Source organism: Streptomyces sp. RPA4-2, from assembly GCF_012273515.2.
GTDB classification, from domain to species: Bacteria; Actinomycetota; Actinomycetes; order Streptomycetales; family Streptomycetaceae; genus Streptomyces; species Streptomyces kaempferi.
This window is the reverse complement of record NZ_CP050975.2, coordinates 8567223-8590013: the sequence shown is the minus strand read 5'-3', so window position 1 is coordinate 8590013 and position 22791 is coordinate 8567223. Positions and strand designations below refer to the sequence as shown.

The 22791-nt window shown below is 68.9% G+C and carries 18 protein-coding genes; 6 read left to right on the top strand and 12 right to left on the bottom strand.

What is annotated here, in order from left to right; all coding sequences use genetic code 11:
- Positions 1-131: 131 nt before the first annotated feature.
- Complete coding sequence (locus HEP85_RS37580; protein WP_168531893.1) at positions 132-1391, bottom strand: MFS transporter; 1260 nt, start codon at positions 1389-1391, stop codon at positions 132-134.
- Positions 1392-1393: 2 nt separating this feature from the next.
- Entirely contained in the window at positions 1394-2008 is a 615-nt protein-coding gene (locus HEP85_RS37575) for a helix-turn-helix domain-containing protein (protein ID WP_365227998.1), read from the bottom strand.
- 625 nt (positions 2009-2633) lie between these two features.
- On the opposite strand from HEP85_RS37575, the gene HEP85_RS37570 reads away from it, so the two are divergent.
- Positions 2634-3143 carry a hypothetical protein gene (locus HEP85_RS37570; protein WP_168531891.1) on the top strand — a complete coding sequence of 170 codons (510 nt, stop codon included), beginning with the start codon at positions 2634-2636 and terminating at the stop codon, positions 3141-3143.
- Positions 3144-3776: 633 nt separating this feature from the next.
- A complete protein-coding gene (locus HEP85_RS37565) occupies positions 3777-3998 on the top strand; it encodes a hypothetical protein (RefSeq protein ID WP_168531890.1) in 222 nt (73 codons plus the stop codon).
- Here HEP85_RS37565 and HEP85_RS37560 read toward each other — a convergent pair whose 3' ends face one another.
- On the bottom strand, positions 3999-4187 hold the full coding sequence (locus tag HEP85_RS37560; protein ID WP_168531889.1) for a hypothetical protein: 189 nt from the start codon (positions 4185-4187) through the stop codon (positions 3999-4001).
- Positions 4188-4254: 67 nt separating this feature from the next.
- Here HEP85_RS37560 and HEP85_RS37555 point away from each other — a divergent pair, with 67 nt between their 5' ends.
- The gene (locus HEP85_RS37555; RefSeq protein WP_168531888.1) at positions 4255-4917 is read left to right on the top strand and encodes an HAD family hydrolase; all 663 of its coding nucleotides are present in this window, start codon (positions 4255-4257) and stop codon (positions 4915-4917) included.
- Here HEP85_RS37555 and HEP85_RS37550 read toward each other — a convergent pair.
- The gene (locus HEP85_RS37550; RefSeq protein ID WP_168531887.1) at positions 4898-6115 is read right to left on the bottom strand and encodes a helix-turn-helix transcriptional regulator; all 1218 of its coding nucleotides are present in this window, start codon (positions 6113-6115) and stop codon (positions 4898-4900) included. The genes HEP85_RS37555 and HEP85_RS37550 overlap by 20 nt on opposite strands.
- A 187-nt stretch (positions 6116-6302) precedes the next feature.
- On the opposite strand from HEP85_RS37550, the gene HEP85_RS37545 reads away from it, so the two are divergent.
- The 3 genes from HEP85_RS37545 to HEP85_RS37535 all read left to right on the top strand — a co-directional run bounded on the left by HEP85_RS37545 (position 6303) and on the right by HEP85_RS37535 (position 8296).
- Complete coding sequence (locus HEP85_RS37545) at positions 6303-6692, top strand: hypothetical protein (RefSeq protein ID WP_168531886.1); 390 nt, start codon at positions 6303-6305, stop codon at positions 6690-6692.
- A gap of 373 nt (positions 6693-7065) precedes the next feature.
- Positions 7066-7566, top strand: a complete 501-nt coding sequence (locus HEP85_RS37540; RefSeq protein WP_168531885.1) for a hypothetical protein — start codon at positions 7066-7068, stop codon at positions 7564-7566.
- A gap of 76 nt (positions 7567-7642) precedes the next feature.
- A complete protein-coding gene (locus HEP85_RS37535; RefSeq protein ID WP_168531884.1) occupies positions 7643-8296 on the top strand; it encodes a bifunctional 2-polyprenyl-6-hydroxyphenol methylase/3-demethylubiquinol 3-O-methyltransferase UbiG in 654 nt (217 codons plus the stop codon).
- A 155-nt stretch (positions 8297-8451) separates the two neighbouring features.
- Here the strand turns inward: HEP85_RS37535 and HEP85_RS37530 are convergent, their stop codons facing one another.
- The 8 genes from HEP85_RS37530 to HEP85_RS37495 form a co-directional block, all read right to left on the bottom strand.
- Positions 8452-8601 (bottom strand): hypothetical protein, encoded by a 150-nt coding sequence (locus HEP85_RS37530; protein WP_248002257.1) that lies wholly within the window; start codon positions 8599-8601, stop codon positions 8452-8454.
- 329 nt (positions 8602-8930) lie between these two features.
- A complete protein-coding gene (locus tag HEP85_RS37525; RefSeq protein ID WP_168531883.1) occupies positions 8931-10499 on the bottom strand; it encodes an alpha/beta hydrolase in 1569 nt (522 codons plus the stop codon).
- A gap of 1358 nt (positions 10500-11857) precedes the next feature.
- A complete protein-coding gene (locus tag HEP85_RS37520) occupies positions 11858-15427 on the bottom strand; it encodes a glycoside hydrolase family 32 protein (RefSeq protein WP_168531882.1) in 3570 nt (1189 codons plus the stop codon).
- Positions 15428-15509: 82 nt separating this feature from the next.
- Positions 15510-18083: an ATP-binding cassette domain-containing protein gene (locus HEP85_RS37515; RefSeq protein WP_369658020.1), complete on the bottom strand. Its 2574-nt coding sequence runs from the start codon at positions 18081-18083 to the stop codon at positions 15510-15512.
- A complete protein-coding gene (locus tag HEP85_RS37510; RefSeq protein ID WP_168531880.1) occupies positions 18080-19033 on the bottom strand; it encodes an ABC transporter ATP-binding protein in 954 nt (317 codons plus the stop codon). Before HEP85_RS37510 ends, HEP85_RS37515 begins: the two co-directional genes overlap by 4 nt.
- Positions 19034-19036: 3 nt before the next feature.
- Entirely contained in the window at positions 19037-19957 is a 921-nt protein-coding gene (locus tag HEP85_RS37505; protein WP_168531879.1) for an ABC transporter permease, read from the bottom strand.
- 13 nt (positions 19958-19970) lie between these two features.
- The gene (locus HEP85_RS37500) at positions 19971-20948 is read right to left on the bottom strand and encodes an ABC transporter permease (RefSeq protein ID WP_168531878.1); all 978 of its coding nucleotides are present in this window, start codon (positions 20946-20948) and stop codon (positions 19971-19973) included.
- A gap of 96 nt (positions 20949-21044) precedes the next feature.
- Positions 21045-22727, bottom strand: coding sequence for an ABC transporter substrate-binding protein (locus HEP85_RS37495; protein WP_168531877.1), 1683 nt, complete (start codon positions 22725-22727; stop codon positions 21045-21047).
- Positions 22728-22791: the final 64 nt, after the last annotated feature.

The window sequence follows — 22791 nt, the reverse complement described above, 5'->3', positions numbered from 1 at the left end:
CGTGTTCTCCGATGAGCGGACTGGATCGAGTACGAGAAGAAGCAGTTCCGGCAGATCCTCGGCCGTCTCACCCGGGTGATCACGGGCACGCACGCACTAACGGCACCGCCCGCAGCCATCCTCTTGTAGCGTCATCCACGGTGCGGTAGTACTGCTGTCGGCGTCCCCTCGCCGGACTTTTTCGTCAGCGGCGCGGTGATTACTGCCCCGATCGGCGCGTGGGTCGCGCGGGTGGCCAGGTAGAGCGCCGAGGCGGCCATCAGGGCCCCCATCACCGCAAGCATGATGCGGTAGTCCACCAGTGCGATCAAAGCAGCTCCGGCGCCGATGGCCGCGGTCTGCGGTACTCCTATCAGCACGTTCAACGCAGCATCGGTCCGCCCCATCAGAGAAACCGGCGTGCGCCGCTGGAAAAGGGTCATGACGCCCGCAACGATCAAAGGCAGGCTGGCACCGATGAGCACGGCGCCCGGCGCGACAGCGAAGAGAGATGGGGCCGCACTCAGAAGGAAGCCTGCGGCAGCGCAGGCCAGGCCGAGCATCACGGTCCGCCCTTCCCCTGCACGTCGCATGAACACTGCGGCGGCCACCCCAGCCGCTATCGCACCTGCACCCTGCAAGGAGCCGAGGACGCCGAGGAAGGTCGGCGGACGGTGCAGCCCTGCGTCGACGACGGCGAAGAGCACCGACTCACAGAATCCGAAGGCAACAACAGCGAGCACCACGGCGACGGTGAACTGGCGCAAGGCAGGCGTCCGCGCGATGTATCGGAAGCCGGCCGCGATCTGGACGCCAGCTTCCTCTTGCTGCGCCGACTGCGGGCGATCCTCCCGCTGCCGGATCAGCACAATGAGCAGGGCTGCCAGAGCGAAGGTCGCCGCATCACCTACCACCAACAGACCCAGGCCGAATGCGGACAGCACACCTGCACCCAGGAGAGGCGCAATCAGACGCAGGCCCTGCAGCAGGGTTTGCAGGAGGCCGTTGGCATCGCCCAAGTGCTCCGATGGGATCAACGTCTGGGTGAACGCGGTCATGGCCGAACTGGTGACGCCGCTGGCCAGCCCGTACAGAGTCATGACGAGGTAGCAGATCCAGACGCTATGGCGGTCGTGCACCAACAGCAGCGGCAAGACCAGCACCACGGACACCAGGTTCAGGACGATCAGCAACGGCCGACGACGCAACCGGTCCACCAGGGCGCCGCCCAGGGGAGCGCCCAGGGTGCCGAGGATGAAGGCGAAGAAGGTCAGGCCCGCGGCGGAACTGCTGCCGGTGAGTTCCTTGACCCGGATACCGAGGGCAATCCACAAGGCATTGCTCCCGGCCATGTCGATCATCCTGGCGAGGACGAGCAGGCGGACGTCGCGGCGGGCAAGCAGGGCACGCACGGTCAGTCCTCCAGCGGGCGCAGAGCATCGGCGGGGAAGGTGAACTGGATCAGCTCCATCGGGATGGCACCCTCAGGGCGCAGCGACGGATCTTCGAGCCGTTCGCGGTAGCGGAAGAGGATGGCGGTCAGCTCCGCCCTGAAGGACTCTGCTTCCTCCGGAGTGAGGTAGAAGATCGACTCAGCAGAGCTTGTGATCTTGTTCCAGTGCTCGGGGAAAGCGGATCGCATGGCGCCGATCTTGCGGATCCGTTCCAGCCATGAGTCCCACAGCACCGTGCTGAGCACAGCAGCGGCGATCGTGGCTTCGGGATCGCCTGCGGGATCGGAATCCTCGACAGTGAAGCCGATGTGAGCACGCCGCCAGGGACGACTGCGGCCAGTGCCGCCCCCAGCCTCCTCGACGAAGCCGTACTTGGCCAGGGTGCGCAGATGGAAAGCGCAGTTCGTCGGGGACTCACCCACCATCTGTGCGGCTTCGGTCGCGGTCAGCGGCTCGCGCCGGCCCAGAGCTTCGAGCAGGGCCAGGCGAGTGGGGTGAGCGACAGCCCGCATGGCCTTCGGGTCAGTGAGCCTGCGGTGCTCGCGTGGAGGGGCATCCACATCTTCGAAAGACATGTTTCGAAACTGTACGCTCGAAACATATCTTTCGAAAGCGGCTACGGGTGTCAACTCCCACTGCGCCGACGGGGAGTCGACAGGACAAGGTGGGAGCGGAGAAGGTGTGCGTCGTGCCGCTTCCGCCCAAGGGCTAATGGGTCCCGCATGCCGAAGGGCCACCTCGAGACTCCGAGTGCGGGTCCTCTGCTGTCCGGTCAGCTGCCGCCCGGCGAAGCCTCCTGGCGCCGCTGCCACCACCGGTAACCGGCCCGCGGTGCCTCCCAGTACACGGCGCGCAGCAGCCACCAGCATCCGATAAGCAGCCAGTAACAGAGCAGCAACTCAAACCAGACCAAATAGATCAGACCCTTGAGTAGGGCGAAGCTCAGGCTGACAAGGCCGCCTGCAGCCGGTAGCACTGGCAGCGACACTTTCAACGGACCGAGGCCGCCCGATAGTCGAACCCCCATCGCAAACCCCCCAAGAAGCGCACGAACCCATCGCGTGCAGTGCGGGGATGCTACCGCTAGCCACAGGGCTCGCGGACGCTGTTGCGGGTTGCTGCCGAGCCGGGAGCCGAACACACCGTTACAGAACAGCCACACCACCACCACTCGGTCCTCACATCCGTCATGATCGCGCGATGAACAGAACCCTCATGGCCTCCGCGGCTGCCGCGCTCCTCCTCGGTGCACTCACCGCGTGCAGCAGCACCCCCGGCCAGGACTCCAGCGACAAAGACGGCGTCACCGACGCGAAGTCCCTCGACGCCGCTGGCGCTTTCTCGCAGCTCTCTAGCGAGATGAGCACAGCGAAGCTGTCCGGCACCGTCACCGCAGAGAACGACCCGAACAAGCTCCTCGGCCGCCCGAACCAGTACACGTCGAAGATCACCTTCACGGACAGCCAGGTCTCCGCCGACGACGTCACCGGCACAGACAGGGGCGACGTGAGTCGTGGCGGCGCCATCGAGGCATTCGGCACGCCAGCCGACGCCACAGCCCGGGCCAAGTACATCCAGGCCGTAACCAAGGGCATGCCGGCGCTCTCCGAGTACGACTACGTCCACGGCACGGTCGTGGTTCGCGTGTCGCACTTCCTAACACCGAAGCAGGCCGCCGCGTACGAGTCGGCCGCCAACGGAATGAGCTGAGGGTGGCATTGAAGCAATCACTCGCGGCCGTGTCTGTCCTGCTGCTCGCTGCACTCACCGCTTGCGGCGGCGCCGACAAGTCGGCCTCAGATCAGGCGCCGTCACGGAAACCTGCCAGGGCGGCCAAATCCCCCGCCGCCGCTGGGGTTCCGGCGTGAAAGCACTGCACCCCCAAACGGGACGTCATCGTCTGGTCGAAGGTGCCCGGTCTCCCGGACAGTGCGCAGCGGCTGGGGGAATACAGCATTGCCACGTGCAGGACCACCTTTGAGGACCTCCCGGCCACGTCCCCCACGCAGGATGGCTACTGCACCCTGGCGGCTTGGGCGAGCGACAACCCCGGTTACAACACGGACGCCACTCCGGCCAAGCGCCCGAAGAAGGTGCAGGTGTCTGTGGGGCCAGCTTGCTGACGCACGCCGCTCGTCTGCCCACGCGCCGGGTGAGACCTTCGTCTCAGGGCCTTCCTGGGTCTCGAATCGTTCCTGCAGTTCGAGGAGCTTCGCGTGCTCGGCGTTCGCCGCGCGCTGGGCTTTGATCAGGTCCGGAGGAAGGTCGATTGCCACCGCGCGATCATGGATCGGTCACTCGTTCCCCTTGGGAGCGGCACACCGGGTGCCCGAACCTGGACGCATGACGATCATCAACCTCGACAAGGCACGCCACGAGCGCGAGCAGCCGCCGGCCCAGCATGCCGCCTGCGAGTGCGGCGAGACGTGGTTCGAGCTGCGCGGGGGCCCGACGGGGAGCGGTGCCGTGTGCATGACCCGCGACGGCTGCATCACCGGGTACGCCGGTGCTCCCTGCTGCGTCGGGTGTGGGAAGCCGCTCGCCGTAGAGGCACCGGCATGGTGATCAGGCCGCCTCGACGACGTCGCATTGCTCCGCCCGCACCGCTGCCGCCCGCTCCGTGATGAGCGCCTCGTACTCCTGGCGCTGCTCCGGGCTGAGCGTCCCGCCGACCCACTGCCATAGTTCGCGTATCTGGTCGTTGAGCTCGGCAGCAGACCGTGCGGAACCACCGTCGTCGGGGGTGGGGGACATACGGCTCCTGCGGGCGGACACTGACACCGACCGGACCGTACGAGGCTGTCCCTCATATGATCGCCGCATGATTCGCGCAGTGATCTTCGACGTCGGTGAGTGCCTGGTAGACGAGACCCGGGAGTACGGCACCTGGGCCGACTGGCTCGGCGTCCCCCGGCACACCTTCCACGCGATGTTCGGCGCCGTCATCGCCCAAGGCCGAGACTACCGCGACGTCTTCCAGGAGTTCCAGCCCGGCTTCGACCTGTACGAGCAGCGCGAGGCGCGCGCGGCCGCGGGCCAGCCGGAGCACTTCGGCGAGGACGACCTCTATCCGGACGTCCGGCCAGCGCTCACGCAACTCCGCGCGGATGGCCTGTGGCTGGGCATCGCGGGCAACCAGACGATCCGCGCGGGGAAGATTCTCCGAGAGCTCTTCGCGGACGACGTCGACCTGATCGGCACCTCTGACGACTGGGGCGCGAGCAAGCCGGACATCGCGTTCTTCGACCGGGTCGCGGAGGTCGTGCCCTTCGAGGTCGAAGAGATTCTGTACGTCGGGGACCGGGTCGACAACGATCTGCGGCCGGCTGTGTCCTCGGGGATGCCCACTGCGCTCGTCCGCCGCGGTCCCTGGGCCACGATTCAGTGGAAGACTCCTGAGGCTGAGGAACTCCCCACCTTCCGGGTGGAGAGCCTCCTCGAACTGTCTGGGCTGATCGCGCATTTCAACGGGACAGCGCGCTGACCGTCGTCGACCACCCGTAGAGCCGCTCGTCGAGATCGCGGACGCACTGCTCGTGCTGGTGCGGCGCGAGGGAGCGTCGTACTTCACGCACCCGGTCCATGCCCATGGCGTACCAGGTGCGTTCCAGCTGATCGACTGCACGGACCGCGTACTCGCAGGCGGCTTCTGGCTGCCCGGTGGCGGCCTCCACGGCGGCGAGGTCACCGAGGACGACCGTCATCTGCTTGTCGGCGCCCGGGCCGAGGTCGTCGAGGACTCCGAGGAGCGTGGTGCGGGCCTGCGGCAGGTGCCCAGCCTTGAGTTGGGTATTGCCCTTGAAGGCGGCCAGCCGGACCGCACTGAACCAGTCGAGCCACTCCGGAGACGGGTGCTTGGCGCCGCCGGCGAGCACGGTCTCGGCGTGACCAATCAGGTGGAGCGCGATCCGCGTGTTGCCGCAGCGGGTCTCGCACTCGGCCTCGACTGCGTCCAGCCATGCGAGGAGCTCCGCCGAAGCCGGGCCGCGGCGGGCATAGGTCCGCGCGGCGACCATCCGCTCGACGGCCGAGTCCCGGTCTCCGACCCACGCGGGGATGAATGCGGTGTGGGCGAGGATCGCGGCGCCAAGGAGTGCATCGTCGGCTTCGCCTGCGGCCTGGAGTGCCCGGAGCAGGGTCTGGCCGGCACGGCCGGGCTCGCGCAGGTCGAAGAATTCGATGCGGCCGGCGAGGAGCCACGTCTCGGCGAGCGCGGCCGCGACGGAGGCTCGGGTCTGGCCTGCGGTCTCGGGCAGGAGGGCGCAGCCGAGGTTGCCGTGGGCGATCGCGGACGGGTGCAGCGTCGCGGGGGCGACGGACCAATACAGGCGCCGGTGTGAGCGGGTCACTGCCTGGAAGTCCTGGGCGACGGAGGCGGGTTGTATGGCGGCGACGGCCTGTGAGGGGACGACGGCCAGGCCGACGGCGGCCGCGCCCACGGTGAGCATGGTTCGGCGGCCGCGGTCGGGCACGACGCCGTCAGGTGGAGTGAATCCCAGGTGTTCCAGCTCCTGGCCGAGGGCGCGTGTGAGAGCGTGTGCCGCGTCGCCTTGCGGCCATGGCGGTGTGTCGGATTCCCACCGGCGGACTTGGCGGACGCCGACACCGAGGGCTTCGGCGAGGTCCTGCTGTGACCGGTAGCCGGCCGCGATGCGGGCGGACTTGAGAAGGTTGTTAGCCACGGCGGGCCTCCCTGCTTGTGCGTGCTACCAGTGTCTCGGTAGGCCCTCTGGTTGGCCAGCAGTGCCCCTTACGGTGCATCAAAAGTCCTCTTTGGTGCGGGAGGAAGGCCTCTAGAAGTCCTCGAATCCTGCAATTGCAGGGGCCACCCTTGTACGCACCTGACCACCGGTGCCGCAGGGAGTCCCGATGTCGACGACGCGCTTACACACATCCGCAGGCTGCACGCTCCAGGGGGCCGGTACGGACTGGGACGCGATCCGCGTGACCCGCAGTACTGGCCTGACGGTCATGGAGATCCTCGGCTCGCGCTGCGGCGCTGTCGTCGACGACCCGGTCACCACGAGCCTGTACTTCTTCGTCCGCGTGGGGACGGCTTCGATGTGGGACGTCGACACAACGAGGCCGCTCGGGGCCGGGAGCAGCGTGACGATTCCTCCGACGCGACGTACGCAGGGGCCTGGCCCGTATTGGCGGATGTGCCCGGGTGAAGACACCTGGCTGACCGATGCTGCAGCGCTGAAGGCCGCGCTCGAGGACAGCTTGGTTCCGCGGCTTGGGGCGGAGCACTTCGGATGAGCAGGGCGGCCGTCGTCGAGCGGGTCACCGAGACGTATCAAGGTTGGATACGGCACTTGTTCGAGTGCGAGCGGTGCCAGACCAGCGAAGTATGCCGCGTCGGCGCCCCGTTGAAGTGGGCGTGGAAGCAAGCCCGGCGATGATCTGCGGGCGCTGCGATGAGCCGATCCGCCCCGGCCAGCAGTACTCGACTCACGAGGGCGCTTCGTCCGCTGGCGCCACCGACCACCAGCATCTGGTCCTGTGCAAGAAAACGCCGATCCAGACCACTCAGGACCCCGTGCGCTACTGAGAGACCCCCGCCCGCTTCTGCAACCACGAGCGGACGGACATCGCCCCCCACCGGGGGCACCATCCACAACTGGAGGAAGACGTGAGCATTGCGTTAGAGCGTGCGGCCACACCCGAAACCCGCGACCCGCAAGAGCTGCTCAATGCGGTCGCTCCCCACATCACCGAGCTGACCGCCAACATCTTCGACTCCGCTATGCCCCTCTGGGACCGCGAGATCGCGCTGCTCCTGCGCGACCACACGATGGTCCGCGACATGGCCGAACGGATCCTCGCCAACGGGATGATGTACGTCATGGGCTCCATCGAGAACCCGGACCAACACCTCGGCGTCGGCAAGCTCGTCGACATCGGCGTCCACCAGCTGATCCTCGACACACCCGTCTGGTGGGGCATCTGCCGCCTCTACAACGGCGGCCGGTACAAGCACCACGCCCCGTTCACCGAACGCCGCAGCGACGGCCTGTGCCTGCGCACCGGCGACTTCCTCAAGAGCCAGGGCCGGCAGATCGACGAGGAACTCTGGGCGATCGATGGCGCGAACTGCTCGCCGTGCGACGACAAGGTCCCCGACAGCCACTGAGCCCGCTACAGTCGCCCCCGTCCTCACGGCTCCCGAGGGCGGGGGTCCCCGGCCCCCGACGATCAGAGGAACTGCTGTGCCCGTACCTCACGACATCCCCGCCGAGACCGAACTCTGGGACGCCTTCGCGGAGTCGGCCTTCAAGCCTGACGCCGAGCCCTCGTTCTGCTGGACGCAGTACGCCGGCCATGGACCGGGCGCCGAGCTGCTCGGCGGCCCCGAGTCAGCGTTGGAGATCGGCTGCGGAACCGGCCGCGCCCTTGCCTACCTCGCGCAACAGGGCGTCAAGGTCAGTGGGGTCGACCTGTCGCCGCGCATGGTGCAGCTTGCCGGAGACCGGTGGGCGCCGCTTGGAGTACGGATCGAGCAGGGTGAGGTCCTCGACTGGTTCGTCGCGGATGAAAGCCTGTACGACGCGGTGTACTCCATCTTCGGGGCGGCCTGGTTCACCGACCCTGCCCGCCTCTTCCCGCTGGTTCGCGAGCACCTGGCCCCGGGCGGCGTGTTCGTGTTCTCCCAGCCGCCGGCCATCCCGGGCGCCTACGGGCCGCAGGGTATGTACAAGGGCGGGTTCGCGGGGAAGGCCATGTTCACCTACCGGTACAGCTATCGGCCCGCAGTGTGGGAGCGCCTGCTGACCCGGGCCGGTTTCGGCACTGCCAAGGCGGAAGTCCTCGATGCGCCGAAGCCTGGCCATATCGGCACGTTGATCGTGACTGCCCGCGTCTGAGCCCCGCGGCCGCCCCATAGTGGGACGAGATCAGCGTCCACGTCCTCGTGTCGACTCCGGTGTTGCGGCGGGTCATCTCACGAGGTCAGCGAGCGGGATGTCGAGGACCTAGGCGATACGGAGGAGTGTGCCGAGCTTCGATTCCTCGCCGGTCTCTACGCGCCAGAGGTGACGCGGTCCATGCGCGCGGCGAGGATGACCAGTTCTTGTGTCAGGTTTTGTCGCTCTCGTTCCGCGCGTACCCAGTTGCCGATGGCCCGGCGCACTTCGGGGATCCAGTTGTTGTCGTCAGGCAGGTCTCGCATCCGACAAACGCTCGACCGGAGTTGATCATAAGTCTGCTGAAGGCGTTCAGCATTTTTTGATCAAGCCCTGTCTGCGGCATCGGTGCGCGCTGAAGTCATCCCCAGAACTGAACAGAGTGCGACAAAAGCGCACCCCGTGTGAATGCGGCACAGGCGCGAGCCACACTCACACGCTCCCGACATCTGGCCCCCCGCGCCGAAGTTGAGTGTTCCTCAACTTCCGGCGCCCAGAGCGACGCGAGTCGCACCGATAGCGGCCATCCGCTTTTGATTGATTGACGTTCAAACTCGCTCAATCGAGTGAAGCATTTGCCCGTGACACGTGCTCGCTACCCGGCCTTCCCACCGCCTCCGGTGGCGATGCCGCCCCTGGGTTTGGGGGCGGGGAAGGGACGTGCGTCCGGTTCGCAGGTCGCTCCGACGGGCGGGAGGGTGCCGTCGAGGAAGTAGCGGCTCTCGTACTCCCTGACGCAGTCGCCGGAGTTGATCAGTGCCGTGTGTCCGTAACCGTGGTTGGTGAGCAGACGGGCGGAGGCCAGATCCTTGACCATGGCCTGCGAGCCCGCGTAGGGGGTGGCGGGGTCGTAGGTGGTGCCGACCACCAGGACGGGGTGTGCCGTCGGCTCGTTCCACGGCCCGCGGTAGCGGTTCGCGGCGACGACCGGCCAGGTGGCACACGGCTCCGCGGCCCAGGCCCAGAAGCGTCCGGCGTCACCCGCGCGGAGCGCGGCGGCCTCCTCCAACGCGTGGTACACACCGGGGTCACGCGGAGAGGGACTGTCGGAGCAGAGGATGGAGCCGGCCTGCTCGTCTCCCGTGTACGGGACCGGGACCGGCGACGCGGCCGACGGTGCCGCCGACTGCGGAACGCGCCCCTGCCACAGGTCCTGCAGCCTGACCGCGAGGTCCGTCCAGCCGGGGTGGACGACGTAGAGGGCGCTCACCACGTCGGCGACCGTCCGGCCGTAGGTCCAGTCGCCCATCGGATGCTGCCGTAGGCGCCGCATCAGCTCGTCGAACTTGTCCCGGGTGGCTTTCGCACCGCCGGCGGAGAAGGCGCAGCCGGCCGTGGAGGCGGACCCGCACAAGGCGAGGAACTGGTCCAGGGTCGCCGCGGCGCTGACGTCCGAGCCCATACGCAGGAACGGCGTCAGCCGTGGTTCCGCGTCCGAGGCGTGGTTCGTCCAGGCCTGCGGGTCGATGTTGCTGTCGAGGACCATCGCGCGGACCTTGCCGGGGAAGAGGTTGGCGTAGGTGGCGCCGAGGAACGTGCCGTAGGAGACGCCGAGGTAGGCCAGTTGCGGGTCGCCCACCGCCTGGCGGAGCTGGTCGAGGTCGCGGGCGGTGTCAGCGGTCGACACATGGCGCAGCAGCTCGGGGTCCCGCCGCTCACAGCGCCGGCCCAGATCCGCGAACGCGGCGATCCAGGCCGCCCGCTGCTGTTCGCCCACCGGGAGACCGGCCGGCTTGCCCGCATTCCACGCGACGGCTTCCTCGGTGGTCGTGAAGCAGTTCACCGCGGTGCTGTTGCCGACTCCGCGTGGATCCCAGCTGACGATGTCGAACCGTTCCCGTACCTCGCGCGGGAGGGACTCGTAGTTCTGGGGCATCTGCACCGTTCCGGGGCCGCCCGGGCCGCCGGGGTTGAAGAACAGGGTGCCCGCGCGGCGTCCGGGACCGGTCGCCTTTCGCCTGACGACGGCCAGCTCGATGGTGCGACGACCGGGGTCGAGATAGTCCAGCGGTACCTTGGCGACCGCGCAGTCGAACTCCGGTCCCTCGACGCAGAGTTTCCAGTCCAGCCGCGGGGCGGGTACCGGGGGGAACGGCACGTCGGCCGGAGCGGGATCCGCCGTGGCGAAGGCCGTGGAACAGAACACCGCCGACGCGATGACCATGGCCCCATGCCGACGGTTCGCTATGGAACCGGATATGGGCACGCTGTGTCCCTTTCGACGGAAGTCGCCTCGACGGTCCACCCAGTCGACTCCACCGTCACCGGCGGAGCATCCACAGCTGGGCCGATGGAGTGACCCGCTTCGGACGGAGACCGTGACGGGCTCACCCAGCCTGGTCGCCCGCCCACGGCGCATCCCCGCCGTGGCGCCCGTCCACGACAGCATGATGCCGTCACTCACCGGCAGCGCGTGCCAGCGCGCGGCGAACGCGTCCAGGACCAGGAGGCGAGCCCAGATACGTCTGCTGCTCGGCGCAGCCGCGGCGGCGCTCAGTCGCCCCCCGGCGACGGACGGCAGCCAACCGGGGCCGGCGCCGTCGGGCGCCGCTTCCTCCACAGCCGTGAGGTGCGCTCCATCCCATGCTCCAGTTCCAGGGACCCAGGACCTCCTGGCCCTGCGCTCAGCGTTCCCGCCACGGCGGCTGCCCGGGGGGTTCGGCGCACATCCCCTCTCCGTGAGTCTGGGGTGACCAGCACCGCCAGCACCGGTTAGTGATGAGTCGCTTAACTATGTAGACGATCTGATCTTTCGGACGTAAGGATCTCGCGCTGCGTCGCTGACCACGACGTACTGCCAAGGCTAGTAATCCTTAGGGGCACTGCTGGCCAGCACGGTCGGCGGCTGCGAGCTGACCATCGCCTGACTCCTCGCTCAGGACAGCCGAGTCGAGCAGGCCATCGCCTACCTGCGCCCGCTGCCTGGCCAGCGGGCGATTCGATTGCTCCAGGAGGCGCCGCGCACTGTCGATGCCCACGGTGGCGGTGCTCGTGCTGGCCGTAGGCTTGACGCTCGCCTCGTGCAACGGCGCCGACGGAAGCCTGCCGCACGGTCCCGGCCCGACCGGGCCGCCCTCATCGCGGCGCCTACGGGCTCGGAGGGGGCAGTGCGGTGCCGTTGTGGCAGCCGGAAACACCGTCGACCGGCTGCGCGGCCCGAACACCCGCTCCCGGACCCACTGACCCAGCTCGAGGCCCTGACGACGTTCCACAGGACCGATTCGGGGACCCGGTCGAGCGCGGTGCCGCCGAGGCCGAGCCGATGGGCGACGGGTCACCGGATTGCGAGCTGCGGCGACCGGCTGAGGCTTGCCCACATGGGCGTCATGGACGGGGTGGCCCGCCTCCAGGAAGCGGCCTTCAATGGCGCGACGGCCGCCGGCGACCGACACCAGGCCGTCGATCTCCATGGCCTGGCGCACGATGCCCCGCGCCGACAACAGCGCGTACTGCTCCCGGTCGGCCCGCTCACCGAGCACCCAACACCCCGATTGGCGCGGAACAGGGCGGCTTGACCAGCGGTCACAGCTCCTGCGCGTAGGTGTCCTGGTACGCCGCCCTCCCGCCGAACACATTCAGGGCGATGTGGCCATCGGCGTACGTCGTGTCCGTCACGTCGATGATCCGTGTGCCGCTGAGGAACACCTGGATGCGGTCGCGCTCGGTGAGGATGCGGACGGGGTAGGTCGTACCGCGGCGGACCAGGGCCGGGACGCGGGCGAGGGCGGCGCCGTCGTCGAAGAAGCCGTTGACCTTGGCGACCAGGCGGATCACGCGCAGGTCGGGGTCGATGTTGAGGCAGTAGGCATCGGTGCCGTCGGAGGAGGCGCGCCAGAGGAGGGAGAGGGCACCGCCCGTGTCCGGGTCGGGGCCGCCGAGCCGGACCAGGGTGGTGAGGTCCAGGTCCGTCGCCGTGCGCGCCGAGATCGCGTTGGAATCCTTGTCGAAGGTTCCGGTGCGGCCCGCGCTGTCCGTCGACCAGCGGCCGGCGGGGGTGATCGTCAAGTTGCCGAGGTCCGAGCGGAATTCACCGCAGGCCGGGGCGACCGCCAACGGCTTCGCACGGTCCACCAGGCGGTAGGTGCTGTCCAGCTTGTGCACCTTGAGCGAGTCGATGTGTGCGGTGCCGCCCTTGGCGTAGAAGGCCATGCCGTCGGCGTCCGGGCCGGGGAAGATCAGACTGGTCACGGCGGCCTGTCCGTCCGCGCCGAATGCCTCGACCGAGGACGAGTCCACGTACACGCGCAGGTTCACGCGGCCGTCGGTCGTCTTCATCGGCGCGGTGGTGCGGCCCGTGAAGTACTGCGTGAAGTCGCTCAGGCCCGATGCCGAGCGGTCCACGAACAACTCCTGCGCCTCGGCGTCGTATCCGACTGTCGTGTACTGGTCGCCGTCGGTCCGGAGCCGGAATCCGATCTCCGTGGCGGTGCCAAGGGGGATCTCGGCCTCGATCTCGTAGGCGATGCCAGTGACGCCCGCGAGCGGGTTCGCGGAGTCGGGGCCGACGGCGAGGTCCTTGCGGGTCGTGGTGGACGTGCGCAGCGTGACCAGCTCCGGGACCGGGCGCTGCGCCAGGCGTACGCCGTCGGCGGTGTCCGTGAGGGTCAGTTCGCGGGGGGTGCTCAGCTGGCCGTTCCAGCCGCCGGTCGGGGCGCTGAAGGGGTAATCCCAGTTGCTCATCCAGCCGAGCCAGACGCGGCGGTCGTCGGGCAGGCCGTAGAAGGACATGGCGGCGTAGTAGTCGCGGCCGGAGTCGGCGCGCAGGACGGTGCCGGCCTTCTGGTCGGGAGTGAAACCGGTGCCGTTCCACTCACCCGTGAAGTACTGGGCGGCCGAGCCGTTCGTGGCGCGTACGGCACCGGTGCTCAGGGTGAGGACCCACTTCACCTTGTCCTTGTCGCCGTCGACCGGCAGCGGGAAGAAGTCGGGGCACTCCCAGACGCCGGGCGTGGCCCAGTCGCCGTAGCCGAAGGAGCTGACCTGGGTCCAGGTGAGGAGGTCGGTGGAGGTGAAGAAGCGGATGTGGTCGCCGCCGGAGACGACCATCAGCCACTGGTCGTGAGCCGCGTCGCGGATGACCTTCGGGTCGCGGAAGGTCCAGCCGGCGTCGGGGCCTCCCGGGTTCTGCACCGCCGGGGTCGAGCCGCCGTGCCACTGCCACGAGCGGCCCTTGTCCCTGCTGTAGGCGATGCGCACGCTGGCATTCCCGCCCGGCTTGTCCGGGTGATAGCTGGTGTAGTAGGCGATCAGGCCCGAGCCGCCGTCGAAGAGACCGGAGGTGTCGTCCGCGTCCACAACCGCCGAGCCCGACCAGCAGTTGCCGTAGGCGTTCCAGGGCAGGGCGATCGGCAGGGCCTGCCAGTGGACGAGGTCCGTGCTCACCGCGTGCGCCCAGCGGCCCTCGTCCTGGTGGAAGAGGTGGTATTCGCCGTCGTAGTAGACCAGGCCGTTGGGGTCGCTGGTGAAGCCGATCAGCTGGGAGTAGTGGTACGTGGGGCGGTACGGCTCGGTGAAGTAGTCGGCGGTGCTGCGGATCTCGACGTTCTGAAAGTACGACGGCCCGTGCGCGGCCGCGGTGCCGACGGTGGCGCCCGTGGTGCGGGACACGCGTGTTTTCAGCGCCCGTACGCCGTCCACGTACACCTCGATCGTCCTGCTCGTCGCGCGGGCCTCGACGCGGTACGTGCCGCCGGACGCGATGCGCCGGACCGGGCCGGAGGCGGAGGCGAGGCGGGCGCCGGAGGAGCGGTCCATGAGGACGACGGCGTTGCTGCCGGCTTCCAGGCGGGCTTCGTAGCCGCCGGAGCCGTTCGCGGACGCGCGCAGGACCAGACCGGCAGAGGAGGAGCGGTCGCCGGGTGTGATGTCGGCTCTCGCCACCAGGTCGCCGTCGGTGAAGAGGGCCGTGCGCAGGCCGTTCTCGCCGCGGATGCCGCGCAGGTCGGGGGTCCAGGTGCCGGAGCGGGCCGTCCAGCCCTGGAGGCCGGTGGCGAGATCGGCCCCGGCGATGTTCTCGAAGGACACCGCTCCGGCCGATGCCGTGACGGCGAGTCGGCCCTTCGTGTGGGTGGAGTCCTGGGCGGTGATGACAGGGCTGTAGCCGTCGGGAGAGAGGAAGTTGGTCTGCCAGTGCACGCGCAGTTCGTCGCGTTCGGCTTCGACGCGCAGGCGGTAGACCGTGTCGGCCTTGATGGTGGTCGCGTACGTGCCGAGGGTGACGTTGCCGTCGATGCGGTAGAGCCTCAGCCTGCCCTGGTCCGCGTCGACTTGGACGCCGTAGCCGTGCGTGGCCGTGGCGTCGGTGCGTACCAGCAGTGAGGCGATTGCGGAGGCGTCGTGCAGGAGCAGGTCGGCCTGGAGCGCGGTGTCGTACGTCTTGGTCGTGGTGATGGCGCGGGCGGTGGCTCTCTGGGTTGGGGCCGCGCGCCAGCCCAGCGGACTCGCCGTCCAGGTGCCGCCGCTCGTGGTCCAGCCGGTGAGGTTGGTGGTGACTGAGGAGAGGGAGGGCGGGCCGAAGGTGACCGTGCCGCCCTGGGCGAGCAGGCCCACCGAGCCGGTGTCGTGGCGGTGGTCCTCGGTGTGGAGGAGCCGCTTGCCGTCGACATGCACCGTCAGCTCGGGTCCGTCGACTGCCACTTCGAGGTCATAGGGTCCTGCGGTCCGCGCGCCCGGAAGTGGAGCGGTGGCGAGTGTGTCGCCGCCGGTCAGGTCGTAGAGCCGTATGCGGGCGCGGCCGGGGTCGAGGGCGACCGCGTATCCGGTCGAGCCGTCCAGGGCTGCCCGGAACACCAACGCGCCTACGGCGGAGGAGGATTGGGGCGTGACGCAGGCCGCGTACGTGCCCTTGGCCGCGAGTTGCTGCTCGGACAGGGCCAGGGCGGGCCCGCGACGGCCGGCGGTCGCCTTCTGTCCGCCGTCGGAGGTGCGGGTCCAGGTGCCGGTGACGGGGATGGGGTCGGGAATCGGGGTGGCGGCGGGCGTCGCTCCGGCGGCGCTCGGGGCGGCCTGTGCTGCGGGGAGGATGCCTCCGAGAGGCAGCAGGGTGGCGGCGGTTCCTCCGGCGAGCAGGAGGGTACGGCGGGACACGCTCATGGCAGCTCCTGAGGAGAGCAGGGAGGGTGGGCCACGGCCCGGGGGACGTGCATCCCGCGGGCCGTGGTCGTGTGTAAGACCGTCACGGCCACAGCGGCCGAGGTCCGTCGGTGAAGGCCGACGCCATCTGCCAGGCGTCGAACCGCTCCAGGGCCACGTCGCCGTCGGCACCGATACCGACGCCCACGGCCTCGTTGGCCCGGGTGGGGTAGATGCGGGCGGTGAGGGCACGCCCGTTGGCGAAGACCTCCAGTGCGGAGTGGTCGACGAGGACGCGCAGGTCGACCCGCCCGTTAGTGCCCAACGGCAGTTCGCCGTAACGGGGTTCGGTGTCGACCGTCGGGTCGAGGCTGCTGGTCTCGCGGCGCAGGCGGAGGGTGCCGCCCGTTCCGTCCTGCGCCCTGCTCACCTCCACGACCGTGCGTTCCGCGCCGTCCGGTGTCTCGCGGACCACGAGCCGGGCGGTCGCTCCGGGAGCGAGACGCAGGGTCGTCTCGATGTCCAGCTGGTCCCCGCGCACGGCGGGCAGCCGGGTGTACCGGTCGGCCTGCCGGCCCGGAGCCACCTCTACGCGCTCCCGCCGCAGCTCGGTCAGCTCCGGCGCCGGGGCCTGATGCAGGCCGCCGTCCGTGGCGAGCGTGACGACCCTCGGCAGGGACATCACGCCGCACCAGCCGGCCTGCGCGTTCGCCTCGTCCGTCCGTCCCTCCTGGAGCCAGCCGAACATGATGCGGCGGCCGTGCTCGTCGCGAGTGGACTGGGGGGCGTAGAAGTAGCGTCCGCCGTAGTCGAGGCGGTGGAGGGCGGTCGGGTTGAAGGTGTCGCCGTGGTAGCGGCCGGTCCAGTACAGGGGGTGGTGGGTGGTGCCCTCGTCCCAGGCGGAGAAGACCAGCACGTCGGTGCTGCCGGCCTCCTCGTCCTCGCCGAGCCGGAAGAGGTCGACGCACTCCCACATCGTGCCGGTCCAGTCGAGCTCGCCCTGGTGCTGCGAGGCGTCGCCGGTCAGCAGGGGGCCGACGTAGCGCCAGCTGAGCAGGTCGTCGGATTCGTACAGGAAGGCCGTTCCGCCGACGCCCCGGATGCCCGAGCCCACCAGCTGGCGCCACACCTGGCCCTCCCGCCAGACGCAGTGGTCGCGGAAGGCCGTGATGTCGACGCCCTCGGGCGGGGCGGTGATGACCGGGTTGGCCTGGTCTTTGGTCCAGTACCGCAGGTCGGCCGATCCCCTGGCCACGCAGGGGAGTTCGTGGTCTCCGTGCCTGCCCGAGTAGACGAGCGTCGGCACTCCCCCGTCGTCCACCAGGACACCGGACCAACAGCCGTCGCGGTCCGGGCCGTCCGAGCCTGGCACCAGGGCGACTGGCTCATCGGACCAGTGCACGAGGTCGGTACTGGTGGCGTGGCCCCAGTGGATGCGGTGGTGGGCGGCGGCGAGCGGGTTGTACTGGTAGAAGAGGTGGTAGACGCCGTTCCAGTGGCTCAGCCCGTTGGGGTCGTTGAGCCAGCCGCCGGGCGAGGTGAAGTGGAAGCGGGGGCGGTGGGGGTCGCGCAGGGCGCGTTCGGCCAGCCCCTCGGCGGTGTGGCTGGCGGAGGGGAGGGTGAGGTCGTGGGTCATGCGGCGGTGGTCTCCGCTTTCTCGGTGTCGTCGGTGGCCTCGCCGTCCGGCCGGTCGGTGGCCTTCAGGACGCGGCGGGCGATGTCGGAGGCGGGTGCGCGCAGGTGGCAGCGCACCCAGTGGGGCTGTCCGTCGTTCTCGCCGACGATGTGGCGGACGGGCTCGGTGCGGCTGCACGTGCCGTCGTCGCCGTAGGGGCAGGACGTGGGGTTGAGGATCGCCTCGCGGTGCTTGGCGCGCTCGACGGGGTCGTAGCTGCTTACCCGTTCGGGGGTCGGGTACGGCGGACAGCAGCAGGCGGGTGTAGGGGTGGGCGGGGGCGTCCATCACCGCCAACGCGTCGCCGCCCTCGACGAGTTCGCCGGCGAACATGACCATGGTGGTGTCCGCGAGGTAGCGGGCGGAGCCCAGGTCGTGGGTGATGTAGAGCATGGCGATGTTTCGCTCGTCGCGCAGGCGCCGCATCAGGTTGAGCACGCCGACGCGCACGGAGACGTCCAGCATCGACGTCGGTTCGTCGGCCAGGATGAGGCGCGGGTCCACCGCCAACGCGCGAGCGATGGAGACGCGCTGACGCTGGCCGCCGGAGAGTTCGTGCGGGTAGGACTGGAGCATGTCCTCGGTCAGGCCGACCGTTTCTATCAGCTCGCGCAGTGTCTCTGGTGTGGCGGAGTGCCCGTGCAGGACGAGGGCCCGGGTGAGGAAGTGCTCGACGCGGTGGACGGGGTTGAGTGAGCCGAAGGGGTCCTGGAAGACCATCTGGACCTTGCGGCGGTACGCCCGTGATGCCCGGCGCCGCTCGGTGCGCAGGATGTCCTGGCCGTCGAGCAGTACCTGCCCGGCGGAGGGCTGTTCGAGGCGGGCGAGGCAGCGGGCGATGGTGGACTTGCCGCTGCCGGACTCGCCGACCAGGGCGGTGATCCGGCCGGCCGGCAGGTCGAAGGACACATCGTTGACGGCACGGACGCGGCGCCGGGAGAAGACGGTGCCGACCTGGAAGTCCTTGGTCAGACCGCGTACGGACAGCAGGGGCTGGGTCATCGGGGGGCTCCCTGGGCACTCTGGGCCACCCACCGGCCGGGGGCGATCTCGCGCAGGTCGGGGATGTTCATGGAGCAGTCCGAGCGGTCCTCGGGACAGCGGACGTGGAAGCCGCAACTGTCGGCGGTGCGCGGGGCGTCGAAGAGGCCGGTGAGCTCTTGGCGCGGGCCGGTCAGCGGCGGGAAGGCGTTCATCAGCGCCTCGGTGTAGGGGTGGAGCGGCCCCGCGAACAGGTCCTTGGCGTCGGCGAGTTCGACGATCCGTCCGCCGTACATCACGCCCATGCGGTCCGACAGCTCGATCATCAGGGACATGTCGTGGGTGATGAAGAGAATGGAGAAGCCCAGCTCCCGCTGGAGGTCGCGGATCTGCGCCATGATCTCCTGCTGCACGACCACGTCGAGCGCGGTGGTCGGCTCGTCCATGATCAGCAGCCGGGGGTGGAGTGCGACGGCCATGGCGATGACCACGCGCTGGCGCATGCCGCCGGAGAGCTGGTGCGGGTACGCCTTCAGCCTTCCCGGGTCGATGCCGACCAGCTGAAGCAGCTCGCCGGCCCGCTCCCGCGCGAGCCGCTTCTTCAGCTTCTCGTGGGTGGTGAAGATGTCGACGATCTGCTCGCCGATGGTCAGGACGGGGTTGAGGGAGTTCATCGCCGACTGGAAGACCATGGCGATCTCACGCCACCGGAAGGCGCGCAGCTCCCGTGGGTCCAGGGCGAGGACGTCCCTGCCCTGGAAGCGGATGCTGCCCGCGGTGATCTCCGCCGGGGGCTTCAGCAGCCGCATCACCGCGTTTGCGATGGTCGATTTGCCGCAGCCGGACTCCCCGGCGAGGCCGAAGACCTCTCCGGCGCCGATGGAGAAGGAGACGTCGTCGGCGCCCACGACGGTGCGTCCGTCGCTGCGGTATTCGACGCGCAGGCCGTTCACCTCAAGTACGGGTTCCATGGCTCAGCCCCTCCTCTCACGGCGGGCACGGCGGTTGCGCAGCCTCGGGTTGGTGATCTCGTCGACCGCGTAGTTGACCAGCGCGAGCGCGAAGGCGACGAGCGCGATGCACAGTCCGGAGGGGACGAAGGCCCACCACGTGCCGGTCATCAGCGCGCCGTCGTTGCTGGCCCAGTACAGGTTGGTGCCCCAGCTGACGACGCTGCTGTCGCCGAGGCCGAGGAACTCCAGGCCGGCCTGGGCGCCGATGCCGAAGATCACGCAGCCGAGCAGCGTGGTCATCACCACGGACGCCATGTTGGGCAGGATCTCGCGGAACATGATCCGCAGGGGACGTTCTCCGGTGACGACGGCGGCGGCCACGAAGTCCTTGCCGCGGATCGACTTGGCCTGCGCGCGCAGGACCCGGGCCGAGCCCGCCCAGCCGGTGACGACGAGGACCAGGATCACGGTGGAGGTCCCGGGCGGCAGGAACGCGGCCAGGATGATGAGCAGCGGCAGCCCAGGCAGCAGCAGGAAGATGTTGGTGACCAGGGTCAGCGCGTCGTCCACGACGCGGTCGAAGTACGCGGATGCGAGGCCGACGACGATGGCGACCGCGGTCGCCACGAGCCCCACGGTGAAGCCGACGAAGAGGGAGCTGCGCGCACCCCAGAGGGTGAGGGCGAGCACGTCCTGTCCCTTGGCGGTCGTACCGAGCCAGTGTGCGGCCGAGGGGGCCTGGCTGCCCGTGGAGTTGATGAGCGACGGGTCGCCGGGTGCCAGGACGGGTGCGAGCAGGGCCAGCAGCGCGAAGAGAGCGAGCAGGATCAGCCCGGTCAGCGCCTTCTTGCTGTCGATGAGCTGGCGCAGCAGTCCGCGCCGGCGGGAAGCGCGCGCGGAGGCCGTCGGCGCGGGGGCCGTGGCGATTTCGATGGCGGTCATGTCGGCAGCCTCCTCAGCGGACGCGGACGCGCGGGTCGAGGCGGACGTAGACGAGGTCGACGAGGAAGTTCGCGATCAGCACTGCGGCCGTGATCGTCAGGAAGATGCCCTGCATCAGTGGGTAGTCCAGGCCCTGGACGGCCATCAGCAGCTGGTAGCCGATCCCGGGGTAGGCGAACACGACCTCGGTGAGCAGCGCGCCGCCGACGACGAAGCCGAGCGCCATGCCGAAGTTGGTGACGGAGGGGAGCAGCGCGTTGCGGGCGGCGTAGCGGACCATGATCCGCGAGGGGCTGAGCCCCTTCGCCTCGGCCATGGTGATGTAGTCCTCGGCCGCGGTGGCGATCATGGTGTTGCGCATGCCGAGCATCCAGCCGCCGATGGAGACCAGCACGATGGTCAGGGCGGGCAGCACCAGGTGGGTGGCGACGTTGGAGAGGAATTCGCCGTTGAAGCCGGGGGTCAGTCCGACGTCGTAGGCGTGCCGCATGGGGAACCAGCCGAGGCTCACCCCGAACAGGTACAGCGCACCCATGGCCAGCCAGAAGTAGGGGAACGAGCCGACGAAGATCAGCAGGGGCGGCAAGGCGGAGTCGAGGACGCCGCCGCGCCGCCAGGCGGCGACGATGCCGAGCAGGTTGCCGAGCACGGCCGCGATGACGAGCGCGACACCGCCGAGGAGCAGGGTCCAGCCGATCTGCGAGCCGATCACGTCGGAGACCGGGGTCGGGAAGCGGGAGATGGAGATGCCGAGGTCGCCGGTGAAGACGCTTTTGACGTAGGAGACGTACTGCTCCCAGAGGGGGCGGTCGTCGAGGCCGAAGAGTTTCCGCAGCTGGGCTATCTGGTCGGGCTGCATGGTGCCCTGGGCCTGCGCGAACATCCGGGAGACCGGGTCGCCCGGCATGAAGCGCGGGAGAACGAAGTTCAGGGTGATGGAGGCCCAGAAGGCGAGCAGATAGAACCCCAGGTTGCGCAGGATCAGACGCACGGGTCGTGCTCCCTGTCGGTGGGGGGGTGAACGGTATGCGGTGCGCGGGGGCGGCCGTCCTGGGAGGAGGGCGGCCGCCGGTCCGTACGGGCGGCGTCAGCCCTTGACGGGCTTCAGCGACGTGAGCACGAGGATCGTGCTGCCGTTGCGGTTGCCGAGGGTGGCGTACGGGTTCTTCTCGGTGGGCCAGCCGGTGAAGCGGGCGTCCGTGTACGCGCCCCACTCGGGGCCGGTGAACAGCGGGACGACGGGCGCGTCCTCGTTGTACAGCTCTTGCAGGCCGTTCGTCTGCTCGCGCTGCGTCTTCTCGTCCGTGGCGGCGGCGAAGGCGTCGATGAGCTTGTCGGCCTTCTTGTCGCCGAAGCGGTGGTAGTTCTCCGTGGCCTGCTTGCCGACCGGCTGCACCATCTTGGTCGACATCACGCCGCGGTAGTACTCGTACGGGGTGGCGCCGTTGTTGCTCCACACGATGCCGGTGTCGAAGGTGCCGGTGTTGTACGAGGACGAGACCGCCGACCAGTCGGGCGTCTTCACGGTGGCGGTGATGCCGACCTTCGCGAGGTCCTGCTTGATGATGTTGGCGACCGAGATCCAGTCGGAGGAGGCGGAGCCGACGGAGATGTCGAGGGTGAAGTCCTTGCCGTTCTTCAGCTTCCGCTTGCCGCCGCTCTCCTTGTAGCCGGCCGCGTCGAGGGCCTTGGCTGCCGCCGTGCTGTCGTACTTCGTCCAGGTGCAGGAGGCGGCCAGCGACGTGTCACGCCACTTGTCGTAGGTGTGGGCCAGGCCCGTGCAGTCGGCGGGTTCGGCGTAGCCGTTCATCGCGACCTTGGTGATCTGGTCGCGGTCGACGGCCATGCTGAGCGCCTTGCGCACGGCCGGGTCGTTGAACGGCGCCTTGGTGGTGTTCAGCTGCCAGTTGATCATGGCGCCGGTGGCCGGGAACCAGTAGTGGTTGTGCTTCTTGTCCTTGGCGACGAAGGACTTCTCGATGTCCGGGATGAACGACTGCGTCCAGTCCACCTCGCCGTTGGTGAAGGCGATGTTGGCGCTGTCGTTGCCGGAGAAGGCGAGCATCTGGATGCCGGCGATCTGCTGCTTGCCCGGCTGCCAGTAGTCGGGGTTCTTGCGCAGCTCGTACGACTGGCTCTGGAACTTCTCGATCTTGGTGTACGGGCCGGTGCCGACCGGGTTCGGGTTGGTGAACTTCGCCGGGTCCTTCACCTTGGACCAGATGTGCTTCGGCAGGATGTAGTGGCCGCTGATCTCGTAGAAGGCGGTCGAGAACGCCTTGTTGAAGGAGAACGTCACCGTGTGGGCGTCGACCGCGGTGACCTTGTCGAGGTAGTCGAAGCCACCGAGCACCTTCTTCTGGAGCTCGAAGGTGTAGACGACGTCGTCGGCGGTGAGCGCCTGGCCGTCCGACCACTTGACGCCGTCGCGCAGCGTGAAGGTGAGGGACTTGCCGTCCTTGGCCTGCTCCCACTTGGTGGCCAGCCACGGCGTGTCCTTGGCGTCGGCCATGCTGTGTACCGCCAGCGGCTCGTAGACCGCCTGGAGGGTCATGGGGGCGGCCTGCGGGGAGAGCGGGTTGAAGTTGCGCGTGAACGTCGCCAGATCCTCGCGCGGGATGGTGAGCAGCTGGTTGCCAGAGGTGTCACCGGCGCCGGCGGTGCGCGAGCCACCCGTACAGGCGGAAAGGACCAGGACTGCGGCGGCGGTCGCGGTGACCGCTCTCAGGACGGCTCGGGGCCGCCGTGAAGGTATGCGGGAGGGTGCCATAATGGAGACTCTTTTCCTCTCTTCAACACACAGGGCGAAGACGGGATGGGATTCCTCGGCGGAC